Below are 18196 nucleotides of genomic sequence, written 5' to 3'. Positions count from 1 at the left end.
AGCGCCATGTCTTCGATTACGCTTCTCGCCCTCGATACCTCGACCGAATTCTGTTCGGTTGCCGTATACCGTCACGATCTCGCCAGCGGTGCCCCGGCCCTTGTGGTCGAGCGCCACCTCGATACCGGCCCGGTCTCCAGCACCCATATTCTGCCCGCCGCGCGCGACGTGCTGCGCGAGGCCGGCGTCACGCTTGCCGATTGCGACGCGATCGCCTTCGGGGCGGGGCCGGGGTCGTTTACCGGGTTGCGCACGGCCTGCGGTGTCGCGCAGGGGTTGGCGTTTGGCGCCGCACTGCCCGTGGTGCCGGTGGGGACGTTGCTCGCGTGTGCCGAAGCGGCGCGCGCATTGCGCGTCGACACGCGACGAGTGCTCGTCGCACTCGATGCCCGCATGAATGAGGCCTATTGGGCCGATTACGCCTGGGAGAGCGCCACGAACGATTGGCGCGAAGTTCTGCCTGCGTCGCTCGACGCTGCCGAACGGGTACGCGCACCCGACGTGGATTTCGTCATCGCGGGCAATGCCGCGCTGGCGTTCGGCGATCGTTTGCAGGCGAGCGCGCAGGCGCAGGCAGTCCTGGCCAACGCCATGCCGCGTGCCCGTTACGTCGCAGCGCTCGCGGCCCGCGCCTTCGCGCGGGGCGGTGCCATTCCCGCCGATCAGGCCATGCCGGTCTACATCCGCAACAAGGTGGCGCAAACGACCGCCGAGCGCGAAGCGATCAAGCAGGCTGCCGCCCAGACCGCGAAGGCAAATGCCCCGGAGGTGCCCTGATGCGCCAGACCGGTCCGAACCATTATTCGCCGATGACGCTGGCCGATCTCGACGAGGTCGTAGCCGTCGAAGTGCGCGCGTATCCGTATCCCTGGACCCGCCAGAACTTCGCCGATTCGCTCGACGCCGGGCATCAGGGCGTCTGCCTGCGCGCGGTCGACGGCACACTGCTCGGTTATTTTTTGATGATGCCGGTCGTCGACGAGTCGCATTTGCTCAACGTGTGCGTCGTGCCGGAAATGCAGGGCAACGGGCTGGGCGTGCAGTTGCTTGACGAGGTGGTGCGCGTCTCGCGTGCTCACGGCATGAGCGGCGTATTGCTGGAGGTGCGTCCGTCGAACGTAAGGGCGCTGCGCGTGTACGAGCGTTTCGGATTCGTGCAGATTGGCCGGCGCAAGGGATATTATCCGGCGAGCGGGCGTCGTGAAGACGCCATTGTGATGCGCCTGACGTGGGAGACTGATCGTGCCGTGGCCTAAAGCGATTCTGGAAGAGTTCGGGCTGTGGCCGGTGTGGATGTCGCACGAGGCCGTGGCCAAGGCGGCGATGGTAACGTCGACTGACGAGGAAGGCGACGTCGCGACACGCGTCGATGCGGCCTCCCCCCTTGGGGGCGAAACCCATGCCGACGACCTGCCGCCGTGGGACGTGACGCCAAGCGTCGCTCCAGCGATGGCGCGTGCTACGGGAAGCACCGCGATATCGGACGAAGTGCCCGCCGCCCCTGTCCGCCGTGAGTCGGCACCCGTGTCGGCACAGACACCCGAGTCGCGTGGGGCCAACCGCCGCACGGAGGACCTGCCGCCCGACGACAGGCCGATGTGGCTCGACGACGATGGCAGCGGCGACGGCGACGCAGCGGCCGATGCTGCGCTGTGGTCGATCATGCGCGATGCAGGCGAGGCCGGGGCACCGTCGCGCCCTGCGCTGCCGGGCGTCGAGACACTGGACTGGGAGGCGCTGACGGAGCGCGTCGCCAATTGTCGCCTGTGCGGCCTGTGCGAAAAGCGCACGCAAACCGTGTTCGGTGTGGGTGACCGCGAGGCCGACTGGCTGCTCGTGGGGGAAGCCCCGGGGCAGCAGGAGGATTTGCAGGGCGAGCCGTTCGTCGGTCAGGCCGGCAAGCTGCTCGACAACATGCTGCGCGCCGTGACATTGCAGCGCGGCGAGAACGTGTATATCGCGAACGTGCTCAAGTGCCGTCCGCCGAACAACCGCGATCCCGAGGCGACCGAAGTCGCGAGCTGCGAGCCTTACCTGAGGCGTCAGGTGGCACTGCTCAAGCCGCGCGTGATCGTGGTGATGGGGCGTTTCGCCGCCCAGAGCATTCTGCGCACGCAGGCGAGTATCGCCAGCCTGCGCGGGCGCGTGCATGAATATGAAGGCGTGCCGGTGATCGTGACGTACCATCCCGCCTACCTGTTGCGCAGTTTGCCCGACAAGGCCAAGGCCTGGACGGATTGGTGCCTGGCGCGGGCCACCTATGAGGCTGTGTGCGAATCGACTCCCTCCAACACGCCTACGGCGAACTGATCGAGACGCTGCGCGAGGCGCCGGTGCGCGACCTCGCGTGGCTGCTGTTGTCCTCCGATCTGCTCAGTGCCGCCCGCTTTCCGGCGGCGCTGGCGCAGTTCGACGGCGTGCAGGCGGTGCACGATGCGGCGCGCCAGCCCGACATCGCCGACCCCGCTCCTCATTCCCGAATCCTGCACGACTGGCTACTGGCCTGCGATGCCGACGTCGAGCCATTGCGCGATTTTCTTGCGCGCGGCGAAAGCCATCGCCTGGGGCGCTATGCGGAGCAATTGCTGCACTTCGCACTGCTGCACAGTCCTCGCTTCGATCTGCTCGCCGCCGGTTTGCAGGTGCGTGACGCCCGGCGCGGCAATATGACGCTCGGCGAGTGCGATTTCCTGTTGGCCCGGCGCGCCGACCGTCAATTGCTGCATTGGGAGCTGGCGGTGAAGCTCTATCTGTTCGTGCCGCCAGCGACGCCATCGTCGGGACTCGACGAACGAGCCGTGCAGTTTCACTGGCTCGGACCGAACCTGGCCGACAGCCTGGCCGACAAGGTGGCGCGGTTGCTCGATCATCAATTGCGCCTGACCACGCTGGACGCAGCGCTTAGCGCATTACCCGTCGCCGGACCGTGGCTGCCGCAGGTCTATCTGAAGGGCTGGCTTTTCCATCCACTCGCGCAACGTGGGCAGTTGCCGGCGGTGGCGTCCGAAGCGCACGGTCGAGGCTGGTGGGCGACGCTCGACGAGTGGTGGGCGCACGCGCAGTCGACACAGCATGCGCCGAGCGCCGCACGCGAACGCACGTGGGCATTATTGCCGCGCGCGCGTTGGCTGGCCCCCGCGCGCGTCAGCGATTCGTCGGCGCTATCGCTGGCGGCGATGCATGCCCGAATCGAGACGCACTGGCGAGAACGCGGCGCCGAGCCGTTGCTCGTCGTGTCGCTGAACCGGCGGGCGGGCGAGGGGGATTGGTTCGAGGATGAGCGCGGATTTATCGTGCCCGATTTCTGGGCGCCGCGCGCGCGGCATCGCATCGAAGAATTGAGCGAACGGGCCGACGCGGCCGCGCGTCGCGCGCTGGCGCAGAGTGCCGACGACGGCGCGCCGTCGATCTGAGTCGGCGCATTGCGCGTATTGCGAGCATTCAGCGCGTCAGCGCCTCACTCCTTGGGCCAGACGGCGTGGAAGTGATGCACGGGGCCGACACCGTGGCCGATGTGCAATGTGTCGCTGGCGGCAAGCGCGCCGTTGAGATACGCCTTGGCGTCGCGCACGGTGTCCGACCAGTCGTTGCGACGGGGTCGCAACGCGGCCAGCGCGGCGGAGAGCGTGCAGCCGGTACCGTGGGTGTTGTGCACGGCGATGCGCGGGGCGGTGAAGCGCTCGACCCCTGTCGCGCTCACGAGCCAGTCCGGGCTGAGATCGCTGGCCAGATGGCCTCCCTTGACCAGCACATGGCGTGCGCCCAGCGCGCGCAGCGCTTGCGCTTGCCGTTCCATCTCGCGTTCGTCGGTCGCGGGCTCGACGCCGAGCAGCGCCGCGGCTTCCGGCAGGTTGGGGGTGATCAGATCGGCCAGCGGCAGCAGTTCATCGCGCAATGCGGCGACGGCATCGGGTTGCAGCAACGCGTGGCCGCTCTTCGAGATCATCACGGTATCGAGCACGACGAAGCGCGGCTTGTACAGCCGCAATCCAGCGGCAACGGCGTGTACGACGTCGGCATTGCCAAGCATGCCCAGCTTGACGGCATCGACCGTCAGATCCTGGAAAACGGCATCCATTTGCGCAGTGACGAAACTGGCCGGCGGCGTGTGGATGGCGGTGACCCCCCGCGTGTTCTGCGCGGTGAGGGCGGTAATCACGCTGGCGCCGTAGGCGCCGAGCGCGGAAAACGTTTTTAGATCGGCTTGGATGCCTGCGCCACCGCTGGAATCCGAGCCGGCAATGGTGAGGACGATGGGAACGGACGACTGACGCGAAGACATATCAATGCTTGATTTCGCCGATGAGCGCGACCGAATCGAATTCGCGCTGATTGGCCTGGTGACGCCGCATGACGAGCCACATCGTGCCCGAGACAAACACGCCGAACAGAATGATGACGACCCCCACCGGCACGTTGAACCAGATCAGCAGCGCGTAGAGACACAGCATGATGAGCACGGAAAGGTTCTCGTTGAAGTTCTGCACGGCGATGGAATGGCCCGCCGAGAGCAAGACGTGACCGCGATGCTGGAGCAGGGCGTTCATCGGCACCACGAAGAAACCCGCGAGCGCGCCGACGATGATGAGAAAGATGTAGGCAACGATCAGGTACAGCGGCACTTTCCAATCGGCGCCCCACGGCAGCAGGTCCTTCGAGAAGAAGGCCATCGCCATCACCGCGATGCCCATGGCGATGCCGACCGGCAGCACTGAGAGTGAGCGCTTGAGCGGGATGCGCGAGGCGGCGGCGATGGCGCCGATGGCCACACCCACAGCGGACACCGCCTGCAGGATGGCTCCTTCCGACAGCGTCATGCCCAGCGCTTTTTCGGCCCAGCGCAGCACGATGAACTGGAGCGTTGCTCCCGCGCCCCAGAACAGGGTCGTGACGGCGAGCGAGATCTGGCCCAGCTTGTCGCGCCACAGCGTGGTGAAGCAGTCGGCAAAATCGGAGACGAGTCGGATTGGATTACGTTGCTGACGCGCGTAACGCGCGCCCGTGTCGGGGATACGCAAATTGAACAGCGCGGCAATCACGTAGATGACCATGATGACCACCATCGAGGCCATCGCCGGCGTGTTGATGACCTCCGGCGTGCGTTGGAGCACCCATTCGGAAATATGCGGGCTGATAAGTGTGCCGCCGAGGACGGTGCCGAGAATGATCGAGCTGACCGTCAGCCCTTCGATCCAGCCATTGGCCGCGACCAGTTTCTCCGCGGGCAGCAATTCGGTAAGAATGCCGTACTTCGCGGGCGAGTAGGCCGCCGCGCCGAAGCCGACTACACCATACGCGATCAGTGGATGCGAGCCGAACAGCATCATCAGGCAGCCCGCGACCTTGATCGAGTTGCTGATGAACATGACCTTGCCCTTGGGCATCGAGTCGGCGAAGGCCCCGACGTAGGCGGCGAGAATGACGTACGAGAGCACGAAGAAGAGCTTGAGCAGTGGCGTCATCCACTGCGGGGAGTGCAGATCTTTCAGGAGCGCGATTGCGGCGATGAGCAATGCATTGTCGGCCAGCGACGAAAAAAACTGCGCGGCCATGATGGTATAAAAGCCTTTCTTCATCGTTCCTTGAGTCGATCCCGTGCTGCGTAAAACTTGCGTGTCTCGGTTGTCGGTATCCGCAGCGCCCGCAACGGGCTTCCCACGGAAGAAACCGGGCTTAAACATCGGGGTATCGGCGCGCTTCGGCCAATCAACTGTCGTTATTCAGCCGTATATTCGGCCTTGATGCTCCCCGTGTCGGGCGCCCGGTCGCCCTCGGTCTGAGACCGGTCTTGTTATCGGGAGAAAAATTTGGCAAAACAAGTTGTGCGCACGGCTTTATAACACGAAAATATGCCGATGCGTTATGCCGCCGGCCTGTCCTGGCGAGCGTCTCCTTCGATCCCGTGTCCGCTTATGCCTCGTCCAATCAAAGTCTCGATTCACACCGCAGCCCTCGCTCACAATCTCGATGTCGCCCGCCGCAGTGCGCCTAGCGCCAAGGTGTGGGCCGTGGTCAAGGCCAATGCCTACGGGCATGGCATTGAAAACGCGTATCCCGGATTGCGCGACGCCGATGGCTTCGGCCTGCTCGATCTCGATGAGGCCGTGCGTTTGCGCGAACTCGGCTGGGCCGGTCCGATTCTGCTGCTCGAAGGGTTCTTCAAACCCGAAGATCTGGCCGTCGTCGACAAGTATGGGCTGACGACGACCGTGCACAGCGACGAACAACTGCGCATGCTGGAGACCACGCGCCTGAGCAAGCCGCTCAACGTGCAGCTCAAGATGAATTCGGGCATGAACCGTCTCGGCTTCGCCCCCGAGCGTTTTCGCGCCGCATGGGAGCGCGCTCGCGCGATTCCTGGCGTGAGCCAGATCGTGCTGATGACTCACTTTTCCGATGCCGACGGTCCGCGCGGCATCGCGTATCAGATGGAAGCGTTCGAGCGTGGCGCATGCGACGTGCCGGGCGAGCGCAGCCTGGCCAACTCGGCCGCCACGCTGTTCCATCCGGAAGCGCACGGAGCATGGGTGCGCCCGGGGATCATGCTCTATGGCTCCTCGCCGAAAGGTCTCGAAGTCCCGGCGGCCGCGCTCGATCTGCAACCGACCATGACGCTCGAAGCCGAGTTGATCGGCATTCAGGACGTGCCGGCGGGCGGTACGGTCGGTTACGGTAGCGTCTTCACCGCCGAGACGCCGATGCGCGTGGGCACAGTTGCCTGCGGCTATGCCGACGGCTATCCGCGTGTTGCCCCCTCGGGCACGCCGATACTGGTCGACGGTGTGCGCACGCGCACCGTGGGCCGCGTGTCGATGGACATGCTGGCCGTCGATCTCACGCCGGTGCCGCAGGCACGCGTGGGGGCGCCTGTCACGTTGTGGGGGCGGGGCCTTTGCATCGACGAGGTCGCAGCGTCGGCCGGCACGCTCGGCTATGAGCTGATGTGTGCCGTGGCGCGCCGCGTGCCGGTGTACGCGAACTGAGCATCAGGACAGGATCGCCACGCATGGCCAAAGCCAAGACTGTCTATATTTGTACCGAATGCGGCGGGCAGACGCCCAAGTGGGCTGGGCAGTGCCCCCACTGCAACGGCTGGAATTCGCTCGTCGAATCGGTGGCGGAAGCGCCAACAGGTCATCGATACCAATCGCTCGCCAAGAGTACGCCGGTGCGCAAGCTCGCGCAGATCGAGGCGGCCGATGTGCCGCGCTTCTCCAGCGGCGTGAGTGAATTCGACCGCGTGCTGGGCGGCGGTCTGGTTGCCGGCGGCGTGGTGCTCATCGGCGGGGATCCCGGGATCGGCAAGTCGACGCTGCTGCTCCAGTCGCTTGCGCATCTGGCGCGCGAACGGCGTGCGCTTTACGTGAGCGGCGAAGAATCGGGCGCGCAGATCGCCTTGCGTGCGCAGCGCCTGGGCCTCGGCGCCGCGGGCGAGGGCGGCGGGGAATTGGATTTGCTGGCGGAAATCCAGCTCGAGAAGATTTTGGGCGCCATCGAATCGGAGAAGCCCGACGTTGTCGTGATCGACTCGATCCAGACGGTCTATTCCGAAGCGCTCAGTTCGGCGCCGGGATCGGTCGCGCAGGTGCGCGAATGCGCGGCGCAACTCACGCGCAGCGCCAAGCAGAGCGGCGTAACGGTGATCATGGTCGGCCATGTGACCAAGGAAGGCAGTCTCGCCGGGCCGCGTGTTCTCGAACACATCGTCGACACGGTGCTGTATTTCGAGGGCGATACGCACTCGTCGTACCGGTTGGTGCGGGCGTTCAAAAATCGGTTTGGTGCCGTCAACGAGTTGGGCGTGTTCGCGATGACGGAGAAAGGCCTGCGCGGCGTGGCGAATCCGTCGGCCCTGTTCCTCTCGCAACATGAGCAAAGCGTGCCGGGCTCGTGCGTGCTCGTCACGCAGGAAGGCACGCGCCCGCTGCTCGTCGAGGTGCAGGCGCTGGTCGACACGGCGCAGGTGCCCAATCCGCGGCGTTTGGCCGTGGGGCTGGAGCAGAACCGGCTGGCAATGTTGCTCGCCGTGATGCATCGTCATGCGGGCATCGCCTGTTTCGATCAGGATGTGTTCCTGAACGCTGTCGGTGGCGTGAAGATTTCGGAGCCGGCGGCCGATCTGGCCGTGTTGCTGGCGATTCATTCGTCGCTGCGCAACAAGCCGTTGCCGCGCGGCATCGTGGCATTCGGCGAGGTCGGGCTGGCGGGCGAAATCCGGCCGAGCCCGCGCGGTCAGGATCGTCTCAAGGAAGCCGCCAAACTGGGCTTTTCGATTGCGATCATCCCGAAAGCGAATGCGCCGAAGCAACCCATCGACGGCCTCGAAGTGCATGCCGTCGACCGTTTGGAGCACGCGATTTCCGTCGTGGCGGGGTTGTAGTCACGCTGGCGCTTGGGGCGTTCCGGGACAGGCCTTCTCAGGGCATGCCATCGCCCAGGCGTCTAGGGTGCGCGCATGATTAAGGCCCGGATCGATTGACGTGCGCCTCATGCGCACCAGGGATTGGACGTGCGTCGAGCGCTTGTGGGCCCCTCAAATCGACCGGGCTTTCGTGTCGGCGGCGGGTGACATAGCGGTATCGCGACAATGCGCCGCCGCCCGGCCGCCTCGCGGTCTGATGCCGGTCAGACAATCTGCTCGAGCGCTTCCTGCGCGTCGAGCCATTCGGCTTCAATGTCCGATAGTTTGGCCGTGACGTCCACCTGCTGCTTGAGGCTGTCGGTCAACAAGGCTTTTTTCGCGTCTTCATAAGTGCCGCTGTCGGCGAGGATGGCGTCGAGTCGCGCCTTTTCGTCCGCGAGTTTCGCCATCGATTGCTCCAGCTTCTCGATCTTGCGTTGCAGCGGTTTGCGCAGTTGAGACAGCCGCTGGCGTTCCTGCGCTTCGGCGCGTTTCTGATCCTTGCGATTGACACCGTCGCCACCCTCTGCACTCTCACCGCTACCGTTGCTGGCGTCGCGTGCCGCGGCCCGTTGGTCGGCCGCGTGTTGCAGCAGCCAGTCGCGATAGTCGTCGAGATCGCCGTCGAACGGTTTTACTTCGCCGCCGGCCACGAGCAGGAACTGATCGGTGGTCGCGCGCAGCAAATGCCGATCATGCGAGACGAGAATCAATGTGCCGTCGAACTGCGCCAAGGCCATCGTGAGCGCGTGGCGCGTTTCGAGGTCCAAGTGATTGGTCGGTTCGTCGAGCAGCAGAAGGTTCGGCTTGCGCCAGATGATGAGCGCGAGCGCCAGACGCGCCTTCTCGCCGCCAGAGAACGGGGCAATCGACGACGTGGCCATGTCGCCTCGGAAATTGAACCCGCCGAGAAAATCCCGTAGCTCCTGCTCGCGCGTATCCGGGGCGAGTCGCTGCAAGTGCTGCAATGGCGAATCGTCGTGACGCAGCGTTTCGACCTGATGCTGGGCAAAGTAGCCGATCTGCAGGCCCTTGCCAGTTTTCACCGAGCCGGTGAGTGTCGCCAGCGTGCCGGCGAGCGTTTTGATCAGCGTCGATTTGCCCTGACCGTTGGCGCCGAGCAGGCCGATGCGTTGCTCGTTCTGCACCGACATCGTGACGTGCGGCAGGATGACTTTCTCGCTGCCGTCCTCGAGCGGGTAGCCGCAACGGACCGCTTCGAGCACGAGCATCGGGTTCGGTGCGCTGTCGGCTGGGCGGAACTCAAACGTGAACGGCGACGCGATATGCGCGGGGGCGATGCGCTCCATCTTTTCGAGCGCCTTCACGCGACTCTGCGCCTGACGTGCCTTCGTCGCCTTGGCCTTGAAGCGCGTGATGAACGACTCCAGGTGCGCAATCGTCTTTTGCTGCTTCTCAAAGGCGCTTTGCTGCAGCGTCAGTTGCTGGCCGCGCAGGATTTCGAACTGGCTGTAGTTCCCGCCGTAACGCTTGATCTGCTGATTCTCGATGTGCAGCGTGACGTTGCAGACCTCGTCGAGAAATTCGCGATCGTGCGAAATCACGATGAGCGTGCCCGGGTAACGCTTGAGCCAGTCTTCGAGCCAGACGATGGCGTCCAGATCCAAGTGGTTGGTTGGCTCGTCGAGCAGCAACAGATCGGACGGGCACATGAGCGCCTGCGCCAGATTCAGACGCATGCGCCAACCGCCCGAGAAGCTGGCGACCGGCAATTGCGTTTGCGCCAACGTAAAGCCGAGGCCGAGCAGCAGCGCCTCGCCACGGGCCGGGGCGGTGTAGCCGTCGGCGTCGGCGAAGGCCGCATGGGCGTCGGCCTGGGCATGCCCGTCGTGAGCGACTTCCGCCGCCGCAATATTCGCTTCGATCTCACGCAGCCGCGTGTCGCCGTCGAGAACGTAGTCGAGCGCAGTACGCTCGACCGCCGGCGTCTCCTGCATCACATGCGCCAAACGCCAGCTACTGGGCACGAAGACATCGCCCCCATCCGCGTGCAACTGCCCGCGCAACAGTGCGAACAGCGTGGACTTGCCGGCGCCGTTGGCGCCGACGAGGCCGACGCGCTCGCCCGGGTTGAGCGTGACGGAGGTGTCCTCGAAGAGCGGCTTGGTGCCGCGCGCGAGGGAAAGGTGTTCGAATCGGATCACGAAAAAGGCCGAGGGGTAAGCGGGTCAGTACGTCCTTGGCCTGCGCGGTGGGCATGCGCCGTTGATCCAATGAGGACCGAACGTGCCATGCCGGCAAACCCACGCGCAGAGGACGGCAAAACCGCTATTTTACCGGTCTGCGCAGGCGAATGCGATGCGCCCCGTCGACCGGCTACAGAATTGGGGCGAAAAGGCGCGCCACGCGCATCACAATCTGGCGCCATTTCGGAATCGTCCGAAATTCGTCCTTGTTCAGCAGGGTGGCATGCTCGAAGTCGTGCGTGAGCATGAACGCGACGTCATCCGCAAAGGCGCGGTCGACGGTCAGCAGCATGATCTCGAAATTGAGGCGGAACGACCGGTTGTCGAGGTTGGCGCTACCGACGGCGGCCGCGCTGTCGTCGATCAGCACGACCTTTTGGTGAATGAAGCCGTGTTGATACCGATAGACGTTGATGCCGCTGCGGGCGGCTTCGAAGGCGTACGACGTGGTGGCTTCGAACACCACGCGGTGATCGGCCCGGTCGGGGATCAGGATGCGCACGTCCACGCCGCGCAGCACCGCCAGGCGCAATGCGGAGAACACGGCTTCATCGGGCACGAAGTAGGGGGTGGTGAGCCAGACCCGTTGTTGCGCAGCGTTGATGGCGGTGACAAAGAAGAGCGACGACGTTTCCAGCCGGTCGGCGGGGCCGCTGGGCACCACCTGGCAGTGCATGTCTTCGCCGGAGGCGACCGGTTGACGATTCAGCTCGGGTACCGTGCCCGTACTCCAGTGCCAGTCTTCGGCGAACGCGCGTTGAATGCCGACCACTGCCGGGCCGCGCACGGCAATGTGCGTGTCGCGCCAGGGGGCCAGCGGCGGTTTCTCTCCGAGGTATTCCACGCCGACGTTGTGGCCGCCGATGAACGCTTCGTTGCCGTCGATCACGACAATCTTGCGGTGATTGCGAAAGTTCAACTGGAAGCGATTCACGAAGATGCCGCGCTTGGCGGCGGCGAACTCGTGCACGAGGACCCCGCCTTGGCGCAGCGTGTCGCAGTAACTGCGCGGCAAGTCGTGGCTGCCGATCCGGTCGTAGAGAAAGAAAACCCTCACGCCCGTGGCGGCGCGCGCGAGCAGGCGGGCGGACAGGGCGCGTCCAAGGGCATCGTCCTTGACGATGAAGAACTGAATGACGATGTAGTCGCGCGCGCGGTCGATGGCGGCGAAGATGGCGTCGAACGTGGCGTGGCCGTTCACGAGCAGGCGCACGCGATTGCCGGCAACGAACGACATGCCCGTCATGGCGGTGAGCGCCGCAAACTCGGGATGGGCTTCCATCGCGACAGGCGGCTCACCGCTCCATTGTGTTTCGCCGATGCGCGATTGCAACGCTTGATTCCGGGCGCGACGTGCCTCGACGTAGCCGATGAACTTCGATCGGCCGAGGAACAGGTAGGGGATGAGCGTGAGGTAGGGCATCGTGACGAGCGATACCGCCCACGCCACGGCGCCCTGCGACGTCCGTACCGTCAGCACGGCATGGATCGCGGCGATCGCCCCCAGTGCATGGATACAGGCGACGGCAAAGCCGACGTCGAGCCAATTGAGCACCATGACGGACAATCTTCCTCCATGCCGTGAGTCGCGCGGACCCGGGAACCCGAGTGTAACCGGGCTGCATGACCTTAGGCGAGCACTCGCTGCAATGGGCGAGCACCGAGGCGATTACGGCAGATCGGCGGCCTGCACCAGGAACACCATGTCGTCGCCGGCGCTCGTGGCGAGCCACGTCATCGGCAGATCGGGGAACGCGGCTTCGACAAAGTGACGTTCGTTGCCGATTTCCACGACCAGGACGCCATGCGCCGTCAGGTGCTCGCGCGCACCGGCAATGATGCGTCGAACCACGTCCATCCCGTCGTTACCCCCCGCCAGGGCAAGACGCGGCTCGTGGCGATACTCGGCCGGCAGCACCTGCATCGAGCCTTCGTTCACATACGGCGGATTGGTGAGGATGACTTCGTAACGCTTGCCCGCGGGCAGCGGTGCATACAGGTCGCCCAGATGCAGCGCGACACGGTCGTCGAGGCCGTAGTCGGCCACGTTGATCTTGGCCACGGCGAGCGCGTCGGGTGAAATGTCGACGGCATCGATCTGCGCGGCCGGGAAGGTCTCGGCGGCCAGAATCGCCAGGCAGCCCGAGCCGGTGCACAGTTCGAGGACCTCGGCCACATCGTCGGCGTGATCGACCCATGGCTGCAAGGCGTCTTCCAGCAACTCGCCGATGAACGAGCGCGGCACGATGACGCGCTCGTCCACGTAGAACCGGTGGCCGTGCATCCACGCTTCATTCGTGATGTAAGACGCCGGCACGCGCTCGCCCGCACGACGGTTGACGACCGACAGCACGCGCTCGATTTCCTCGGGCAGCAAACGGGCGTCGAGAAACGGGTCGAGTGTGTCGATCGGCAGGTGCAGCGTATGCAGCAGCAGATAGGCGGCCTCGTCGTACGCCGTGGCCGTGCCATGCCCGAAGGCCAGCTCGGCCTCGGTGAAGCGCGAGACGGCATAGCGCAACAGGTCGCGTAACGTCTGGAAGGGATGGGTCTGTGTCGTCATGGTGGAATGCCTCGTGCGTCTCAGACCACCAGGCGCGTCAACACGCCCCGATAGATGTTCTTGAGCGGTTCGATGTCGGCCACCGCGATGTGTTCGTCGATCTTGTGGATGCTGGCGTTGCACGGACCGAATTCGATGACCTGCGGGCAGAGGCGCGCGATAAAACGCCCGTCGGACGTGCCGCCCGTGGTCGAGAGTTCGGTCTCGAGCCCCGTTTCCTCGCGGATGGCGCTCGCGAGCGCTGCCGACAGGTCGCCGCGCGGCGTGAGGAACGGCTGGCCGCTGATCGACCAGTCGAGCGTATAGGTCAGGCCGTGACGGTCGAGCAACGCATGCACCCGTTGCTGGAGGCCGTCGGACGTGCTGGCCGTCGAGAAGCGGAAGTTGAACATCACCGTCAACTCGCCGGGAATGACGTTGGTCGCGCCGGTGCCTGCGTGGATATTCGAGATTTGCCACGTGGTGGGCGGGAAATACTCGTTGCCGTTGTCCCACACGGTTTGCGTCAGCTCGGCCAGTGCCGGTGCGAATAGGTGCGTTGGGTTCTTGGCGAGGTGCGGATAGGCAATGTGCCCCTGCACGCCCTTGATGACGAGCTTGCCCGACATCGATCCGCGACGCCCGTTCTTGACCATGTCGCCCAGGCGCTGGCTCGATGTCGGCTCACCGACCACGCAATAGTCCAGGCGCTCGCCCCGCGCCGTGAGCGCTTCAACGACCTTCACGGTACCGTCGGTGGCGGGGCCTTCCTCGTCGCTGGTCAGCAGGAAACCCACGGAGCCGGTGTGATCCGGATGTTGGGCGACGAACTCCTCGGAGGCGACCACGAACGCCGCAAGCGACGTTTTCATATCGGCGGCGCCACGACCGTAGAGCATGCCGTCACGATGCGTGGGGGCAAACGGATCCGAATGCCATTGCTCCAGCGGGCCGGTCGGTACGACGTCGGTGTGGCCTGCGAAGACGAGCAGCCGGCCGTCGGTGCCGCGCGTGCCGCGCTTGAGCGCCCAGAGGTTGGTCACGCCGTTCGACGCGATGGTCTCGCACGCGAAGCCGATGGCTTCGAGGCGGCGGGCCAGGATGGCCTGGCAGTCGCGGTCTTCGGGCGTCACCGAGTGACGGGCGATCAGTTGCTCGGTGAGCGCCAGCGTGGCGCCTTGGGAGAAAGTCATGAATTCAGAATCGTGAGGCGTAACTGTCGGGCGTGAAGCCCACGCAAACCTGGCCATCGGCCACCAGCACCGGGCGCTTGATGAGCGACGGATTTTCGACCATCAGCGTGCGGGCCACCGACGTATCGGCCGCCGCCGCTTGTTGTTCCGGCGAGAGTTTGCGCCAGGTCGTGCCCTTGCGATTGAGCAGCGTGGCAAGCGGTACCTGGGCGAGCCAGGTGTCCAGCAGTGCGTCGTTCACGCCCGCTTTCTTGAAGTCGTGAAAATCGTACGCCACGCCATGCTCGTCGAGCCAGGTGCGCGCCTTCTTCACGGTGTCGCAGTTGGGAATGCCATACAGCACTGCCGTCATCGCCGAAACTCCTGGTGTCGCGATTGCAAAGACGCGCCGAAGCCGTCGCCGCCCGACAGGCGGCGAAGCCTCGGATGCCGCGTCGCCTTATTCGCCGCGCAGCAGGTCATTGATGGCCGTCTTGGCGCGCGTTTGCGCATCGACCTTCTTCACGATCACGGCGCAGTACAGGCTGTACTTTCCGTCCTTCGTGGGCAGGTTGCCCGGCACCACGACCGAGCCGGCCGGCACGCGGCCATAATGCACTTCACCGGTTTCGCGATCGTAGATCTTGGTCGATTGCCCCAGATACACGCCCATGGAGATCACCGAGTTCTCTTCGACGATCACGCCTTCCACGACTTCAGAGCGGGCGCCGACGAAGCAGTTGTCCTCGATGATGACCGGGTTGGCCTGCAGCGGTTCGAGCACGCCGCCGATACCGACGCCGCCCGAGAGGTGAACGTTCTTGCCGATCTGGGCGCAAGAACCGACAGTGGCCCACGTGTCGACCATCGTGCCCTCGTCGACGTAGGCGCCGATGTTGGTGTACGACGGCATCAGGACGACGTTCTTGCCGATGAACGAGCCACGACGCGCCACGGCCGGCGGCACGACGCGGAAACCGCCGCGTGCGAAGTCGTCGGCGGTGTAGTCGGCGAACTTGCTCGGCACCTTGTCATAGAACTGGCTGAAGCCGCCAGCCGGCATCACGACATTGTCTTCGAGGCGGAACGACAGCAGCACGGCCTTCTTGACCCATTGGTTCACGATCCAATGGCCGTCTTGCTTCTGGGCCACGCGCAGGGCGCCCTTGTCCAGTTCGGCGATGACGTGGGCGACGGCCTCACGCACCTCGGCAGGTGCCGACTTTGCCGAGATCTCGGCACGGTTGTCCCAGGCTTGGTCGATGGTGGTTTGCAGTGGTTGCGACATGGCGAGAATCGGTTGCAGTGAGAATTAAAGGGATTGGCAGAACTGCACGATGCGCTGGGCGCCTTCGGTGCATTCATCCACATCGGCCACGAGGGCGATGCGCACATAGTTCTCGCCCGGGTTGGTGCCGTGCGTCGCGCGGCCCAGGTACGACCCGGGCAGTACGGCCACATTGTATTGCGCCAGCAACTGGCGCGTGAATTCCGTGTCGGACAAGCCGGTTTTCGTGTCGACCCGGGCCCACAGGTAGAAGCCCGCGTCCGGCAGACGCACGTCGAGCACGTCGGCGAGCATTGGCGTGACGGTCTGGAACTTCTTCAGGTACTTGCTGCGGTTCAGACGCACGTGGGCTTCATCATTCCACGCTGCAACGCTCGCCGCTTGCACGGCCGGACTCATCGCGCAGCCGTGGTACGTGCGGTACAGCAGGAATTTCTTGAGGACGGCGGCGTCGCCCGCCACGAACCCCGAGCGCATGCCCGGCACGTTCGAGCGCTTCGACAGGCTCGAGAACACGACCAGACGGTCGAAGCCCCGACCCAGTCGATGCGCCGCCGCCAGGGCGCCCAGCGGCGCATGTTCTTCGTCGAAGTAGATCTCGGAATAACACTCGTCCGACGCAATCACGAAGCCGAATTCGTCGGAGAGGTCGAACAGGCGCTTCCAGTCGGCAAGACTCAGCACGGCGCCGGTCGGATTGCCCGGCGAGCAGAGATAGACAAGTTGGACGTCGCGCCAGACGTCGGCCGGCACGGCGTCGTAGTCCGGGGCGAAATTACGCGCGGGATCGCTGTCGACGTAATAGGGCGTCGCGCCGGCGAGCAGCGTGGCGCCTTCGTAGATCTGGTAGAACGGGTTCGGACACACCACGCGCGCGCCAGGCTTGCTACCGTCGACGACCGCCTGTGCGAACGAAAAGAGTGCCTCGCGCGAGCCCGTGACCGGCAGGACTTCCGTGGCCGGATTCACGTTGGGCAGCGCGTACCGGCGCTCCAGCCACTCGGCGATTGCCACGCGCAGCGGCTCGCCGCCCGCGGTGGCCGGATAGTTCGAAAGGCCGCCCAGCCCGTCGATCAGGGCTTCCTTGATGAACTGCGGCGTCGGGTGCTTGGGCTCCCCGATGCCGAAGCTGATGGCCTTGTACGTGCTGGCAGGCGTGATGTCCGCCACCAACGACTTCAGGCGTTCAAAGGGGTAGGGCTGGAGCTTGTCGAGTAATGGGTTCACGTGAATTCAAACAGACTCAGGGCTAGGGTTCGCGCTGCCGGGCAAGGCACCTTTCGAGGGCAATCCGGCGCCGTTCGGGCCGGCCGGGCGTTGCACCGCGCCGCCGCGCGGCACGACGAGCGCTTTCCGGGGCCGGACTGGCAGGGCGCAGGCCACGCAGGGCGGCGGTATCGTTCGTAACAACGCGCGAAGGACGGTTCCCGAACGCGCTAAAGAATGGCAAGATCGGCAAAGCGAAAATTATACCGTTATGGCGCGCACAAAGCGCGACCGCTGCGTAATTCAGCCTATTCCGAGGCGCCGATGGGGCAAGCCCAAGGAATAACTCAGATTTTTCAGGAGTCAACAGCATGACCGTAGCCGGCAACGGCGCACACGGCCCGGCGTCGACGGCGAGCGCGTCGCTGCGCGTTCGGGCGGCACCTGCACTGGCCATTCTTATGGGGTCGTCGGTGTGGGGGCTGGCCTGGTTTCCCTATCGCATGCTCGCCCAGTGGGGCGTGGCGGCCGTTCCCGCGCAGATCGGTACCGCAAGCGTCGCGCTGCTGTTGCTCACGCTCGTATATCGCCGCTCGCTCGGCACGCTGCGGTGGTCGTGGCTGCTCGCGGGGGTGGGGTTCGCCGGCGGCGCGACCAACGTCGCGTTTGTCTGGGGCACGACGCACGGTCATGTGATGCGTGTGCTGCTGCTGTTCTACCTGACGCCGGTCTGGACGGCGCTGTTCGCCCACTGGCTGCTGGGCGAGCGCGTCGGCGTGCGCGGCGTTGGGCTGATCGCGCTGGCGCTCGGTGGGGCGGGGCTGATGCTCTGGTCGCCCGCGCTGGGCTGGCCGCTGCCCAACAATCCCGGCGAATGGGCGGGTGCCATTGCCGGGGCGGCCTTTGCGCTCAATAACGTGCTGCTGCGGCGCGTCAGTCAGGCGATGCCCGACGTGCGTGCCGAAATGCGCAGTTGGACGCTGTATCTCGGCTGCGTGGTCGGCGGGTTGCTGGTGTTGCCGTTCGATGGCGGGACCGACACGGGGCGCGCTGCCGTCTCGGTGCTCACGTCGGGTACGGCCGCCGCTGCCGTGGCGCTCGCCTTGGGCGGCGCGATTGCGCTGACCAACGTCGTGGTGCAGTTCGGGCTGGCCCGGGTGCCCGCCAATCAGGCGGCGCTCATCATGCTCTTCGAGATCGTGGTGGCGGCGATATCGTCCTGGTGGCTGGCGAGCGAAGGGCTGGGCGTGCGCGACATTGCGGGCGGACTGTGCATTGTGGCCGCCGGCGTGCTGTCAGGCATTTTGCCGGATTCCGGGCGTTGTAAATGCGCGACGGCGGGGGATGCGATGGTATGATGCGAACCGATGTCATATCGAT

Annotated in this window: 16 protein-coding genes; 7 read left to right on the top strand and 9 right to left on the bottom strand. The window is 65.1% G+C overall.

All coding sequences use genetic code 11. The features are described 5' to 3' along the window. Window positions 1-6: 6 nt before the first annotated feature. Genes tsaB through PCE31107_RS18625 form a run of 4 tightly spaced genes read left to right on the top strand, consistent with a single transcriptional unit; the run spans window position 7 to window position 3413 of the window. Window positions 7-777 carry a tRNA (adenosine(37)-N6)-threonylcarbamoyltransferase complex dimerization subunit type 1 TsaB gene (tsaB, locus tag PCE31107_RS18640; RefSeq protein WP_150610193.1) on the top strand — a complete coding sequence of 257 codons (771 nt, stop codon included), beginning with the start codon at window positions 7-9 and terminating at the stop codon, window positions 775-777. Then, complete coding sequence (gene rimI / locus PCE31107_RS18635; RefSeq protein WP_150610192.1) at window positions 777-1256, top strand: ribosomal protein S18-alanine N-acetyltransferase; 480 nt, start codon at window positions 777-779, stop codon at window positions 1254-1256. Before tsaB ends, rimI begins: the two co-directional genes overlap by 1 nt. After that, window positions 1243-2310 (top strand): uracil-DNA glycosylase, encoded by a 1068-nt coding sequence (locus tag PCE31107_RS18630; protein WP_150610190.1) that lies wholly within the window; start codon window positions 1243-1245, stop codon window positions 2308-2310. The genes rimI and PCE31107_RS18630 overlap by 14 nt, the downstream gene beginning before the upstream one ends. Next, window positions 2271-3413, top strand: coding sequence for a DUF1853 family protein (locus PCE31107_RS18625; protein ID WP_150610188.1), 1143 nt, complete (start codon window positions 2271-2273; stop codon window positions 3411-3413). Before PCE31107_RS18630 ends, PCE31107_RS18625 begins: the two co-directional genes overlap by 40 nt. A 44-nt stretch (window positions 3414-3457) precedes the next feature. Here PCE31107_RS18625 and thiD read toward each other — a convergent pair whose 3' ends face one another. Together thiD and lplT are read right to left on the bottom strand one after the other, a co-directional pair. After that, window positions 3458-4282, bottom strand: a complete 825-nt coding sequence (gene thiD, locus PCE31107_RS18620; protein ID WP_150610186.1) for a bifunctional hydroxymethylpyrimidine kinase/phosphomethylpyrimidine kinase — start codon at window positions 4280-4282, stop codon at window positions 3458-3460. Window position 4283: 1 nt separating this feature from the next. Then, window positions 4284-5576 (bottom strand): lysophospholipid transporter LplT, encoded by a 1293-nt coding sequence (gene lplT, locus PCE31107_RS18615; protein ID WP_017234102.1) that lies wholly within the window; start codon window positions 5574-5576, stop codon window positions 4284-4286. A 336-nt stretch (window positions 5577-5912) separates the two neighbouring features. On the opposite strand from lplT, the gene alr reads away from it, so the two are divergent. Both alr and radA read left to right on the top strand, forming a co-directional pair. Beyond that, a complete protein-coding gene (alr, locus tag PCE31107_RS18610; RefSeq protein ID WP_150610184.1) occupies window positions 5913-6983 on the top strand; it encodes an alanine racemase in 1071 nt (356 codons plus the stop codon). 23 nt (window positions 6984-7006) lie between these two features. Further along, the gene (gene radA, locus PCE31107_RS18605; RefSeq protein WP_017234104.1) at window positions 7007-8380 is read left to right on the top strand and encodes a DNA repair protein RadA; all 1374 of its coding nucleotides are present in this window, start codon (window positions 7007-7009) and stop codon (window positions 8378-8380) included. Window positions 8381-8625: 245 nt separating this feature from the next. On the opposite strand, the gene PCE31107_RS18600 is transcribed toward radA, so the two are convergent. The 7 genes from PCE31107_RS18600 to dapC all read right to left on the bottom strand — a co-directional run bounded on the left by PCE31107_RS18600 (window position 8626) and on the right by dapC (window position 16837). Continuing rightward, window positions 8626-10566, bottom strand: coding sequence for an ATP-binding cassette domain-containing protein (locus PCE31107_RS18600; RefSeq protein ID WP_130025793.1), 1941 nt, complete (start codon window positions 10564-10566; stop codon window positions 8626-8628). 172 nt (window positions 10567-10738) lie between these two features. After that, window positions 10739-12166 (bottom strand): cardiolipin synthase, encoded by a 1428-nt coding sequence (gene cls / locus PCE31107_RS18595; RefSeq protein ID WP_150610182.1) that lies wholly within the window; start codon window positions 12164-12166, stop codon window positions 10739-10741. A 111-nt stretch (window positions 12167-12277) separates the two neighbouring features. Beyond that, window positions 12278-13171, bottom strand: a complete 894-nt coding sequence (prmB, locus tag PCE31107_RS18590; RefSeq protein ID WP_150610180.1) for a 50S ribosomal protein L3 N(5)-glutamine methyltransferase — start codon at window positions 13169-13171, stop codon at window positions 12278-12280. Window positions 13172-13191: 20 nt separating this feature from the next. After that, window positions 13192-14343 carry a succinyl-diaminopimelate desuccinylase gene (dapE, locus tag PCE31107_RS18585; RefSeq protein ID WP_130025796.1) on the bottom strand — a complete coding sequence of 384 codons (1152 nt, stop codon included), beginning with the start codon at window positions 14341-14343 and terminating at the stop codon, window positions 13192-13194. A gap of 4 nt (window positions 14344-14347) precedes the next feature. Then, window positions 14348-14695 carry an ArsC family reductase gene (locus tag PCE31107_RS18580; RefSeq protein WP_150610178.1) on the bottom strand — a complete coding sequence of 116 codons (348 nt, stop codon included), beginning with the start codon at window positions 14693-14695 and terminating at the stop codon, window positions 14348-14350. Window positions 14696-14782: 87 nt separating this feature from the next. Beyond that, complete coding sequence (gene dapD / locus PCE31107_RS18575; RefSeq protein WP_150610176.1) at window positions 14783-15610, bottom strand: 2,3,4,5-tetrahydropyridine-2,6-dicarboxylate N-succinyltransferase; 828 nt, start codon at window positions 15608-15610, stop codon at window positions 14783-14785. Between the two features lie 24 nt (window positions 15611-15634). Continuing rightward, complete coding sequence (dapC, locus tag PCE31107_RS18570; protein WP_150610174.1) at window positions 15635-16837, bottom strand: succinyldiaminopimelate transaminase; 1203 nt, start codon at window positions 16835-16837, stop codon at window positions 15635-15637. Window positions 16838-17187: 350 nt separating this feature from the next. On the opposite strand from dapC, the gene PCE31107_RS18565 reads away from it, so the two are divergent. Then, window positions 17188-18174, top strand: a complete 987-nt coding sequence (locus tag PCE31107_RS18565; RefSeq protein WP_150610172.1) for a DMT family transporter — start codon at window positions 17188-17190, stop codon at window positions 18172-18174. The last annotated feature ends 22 nt before the right edge of the window (window positions 18175-18196 follow it).

It is taken from the genome of Pandoraea cepalis, assembly GCF_902459625.1.
In the GTDB taxonomy this organism is placed as follows: domain Bacteria; phylum Pseudomonadota; class Gammaproteobacteria; order Burkholderiales; family Burkholderiaceae; genus Pandoraea; species Pandoraea cepalis.
Note: the sequence above shows the minus strand (reverse complement) of the source record. Positions and strands in the feature narration are given on the sequence as shown.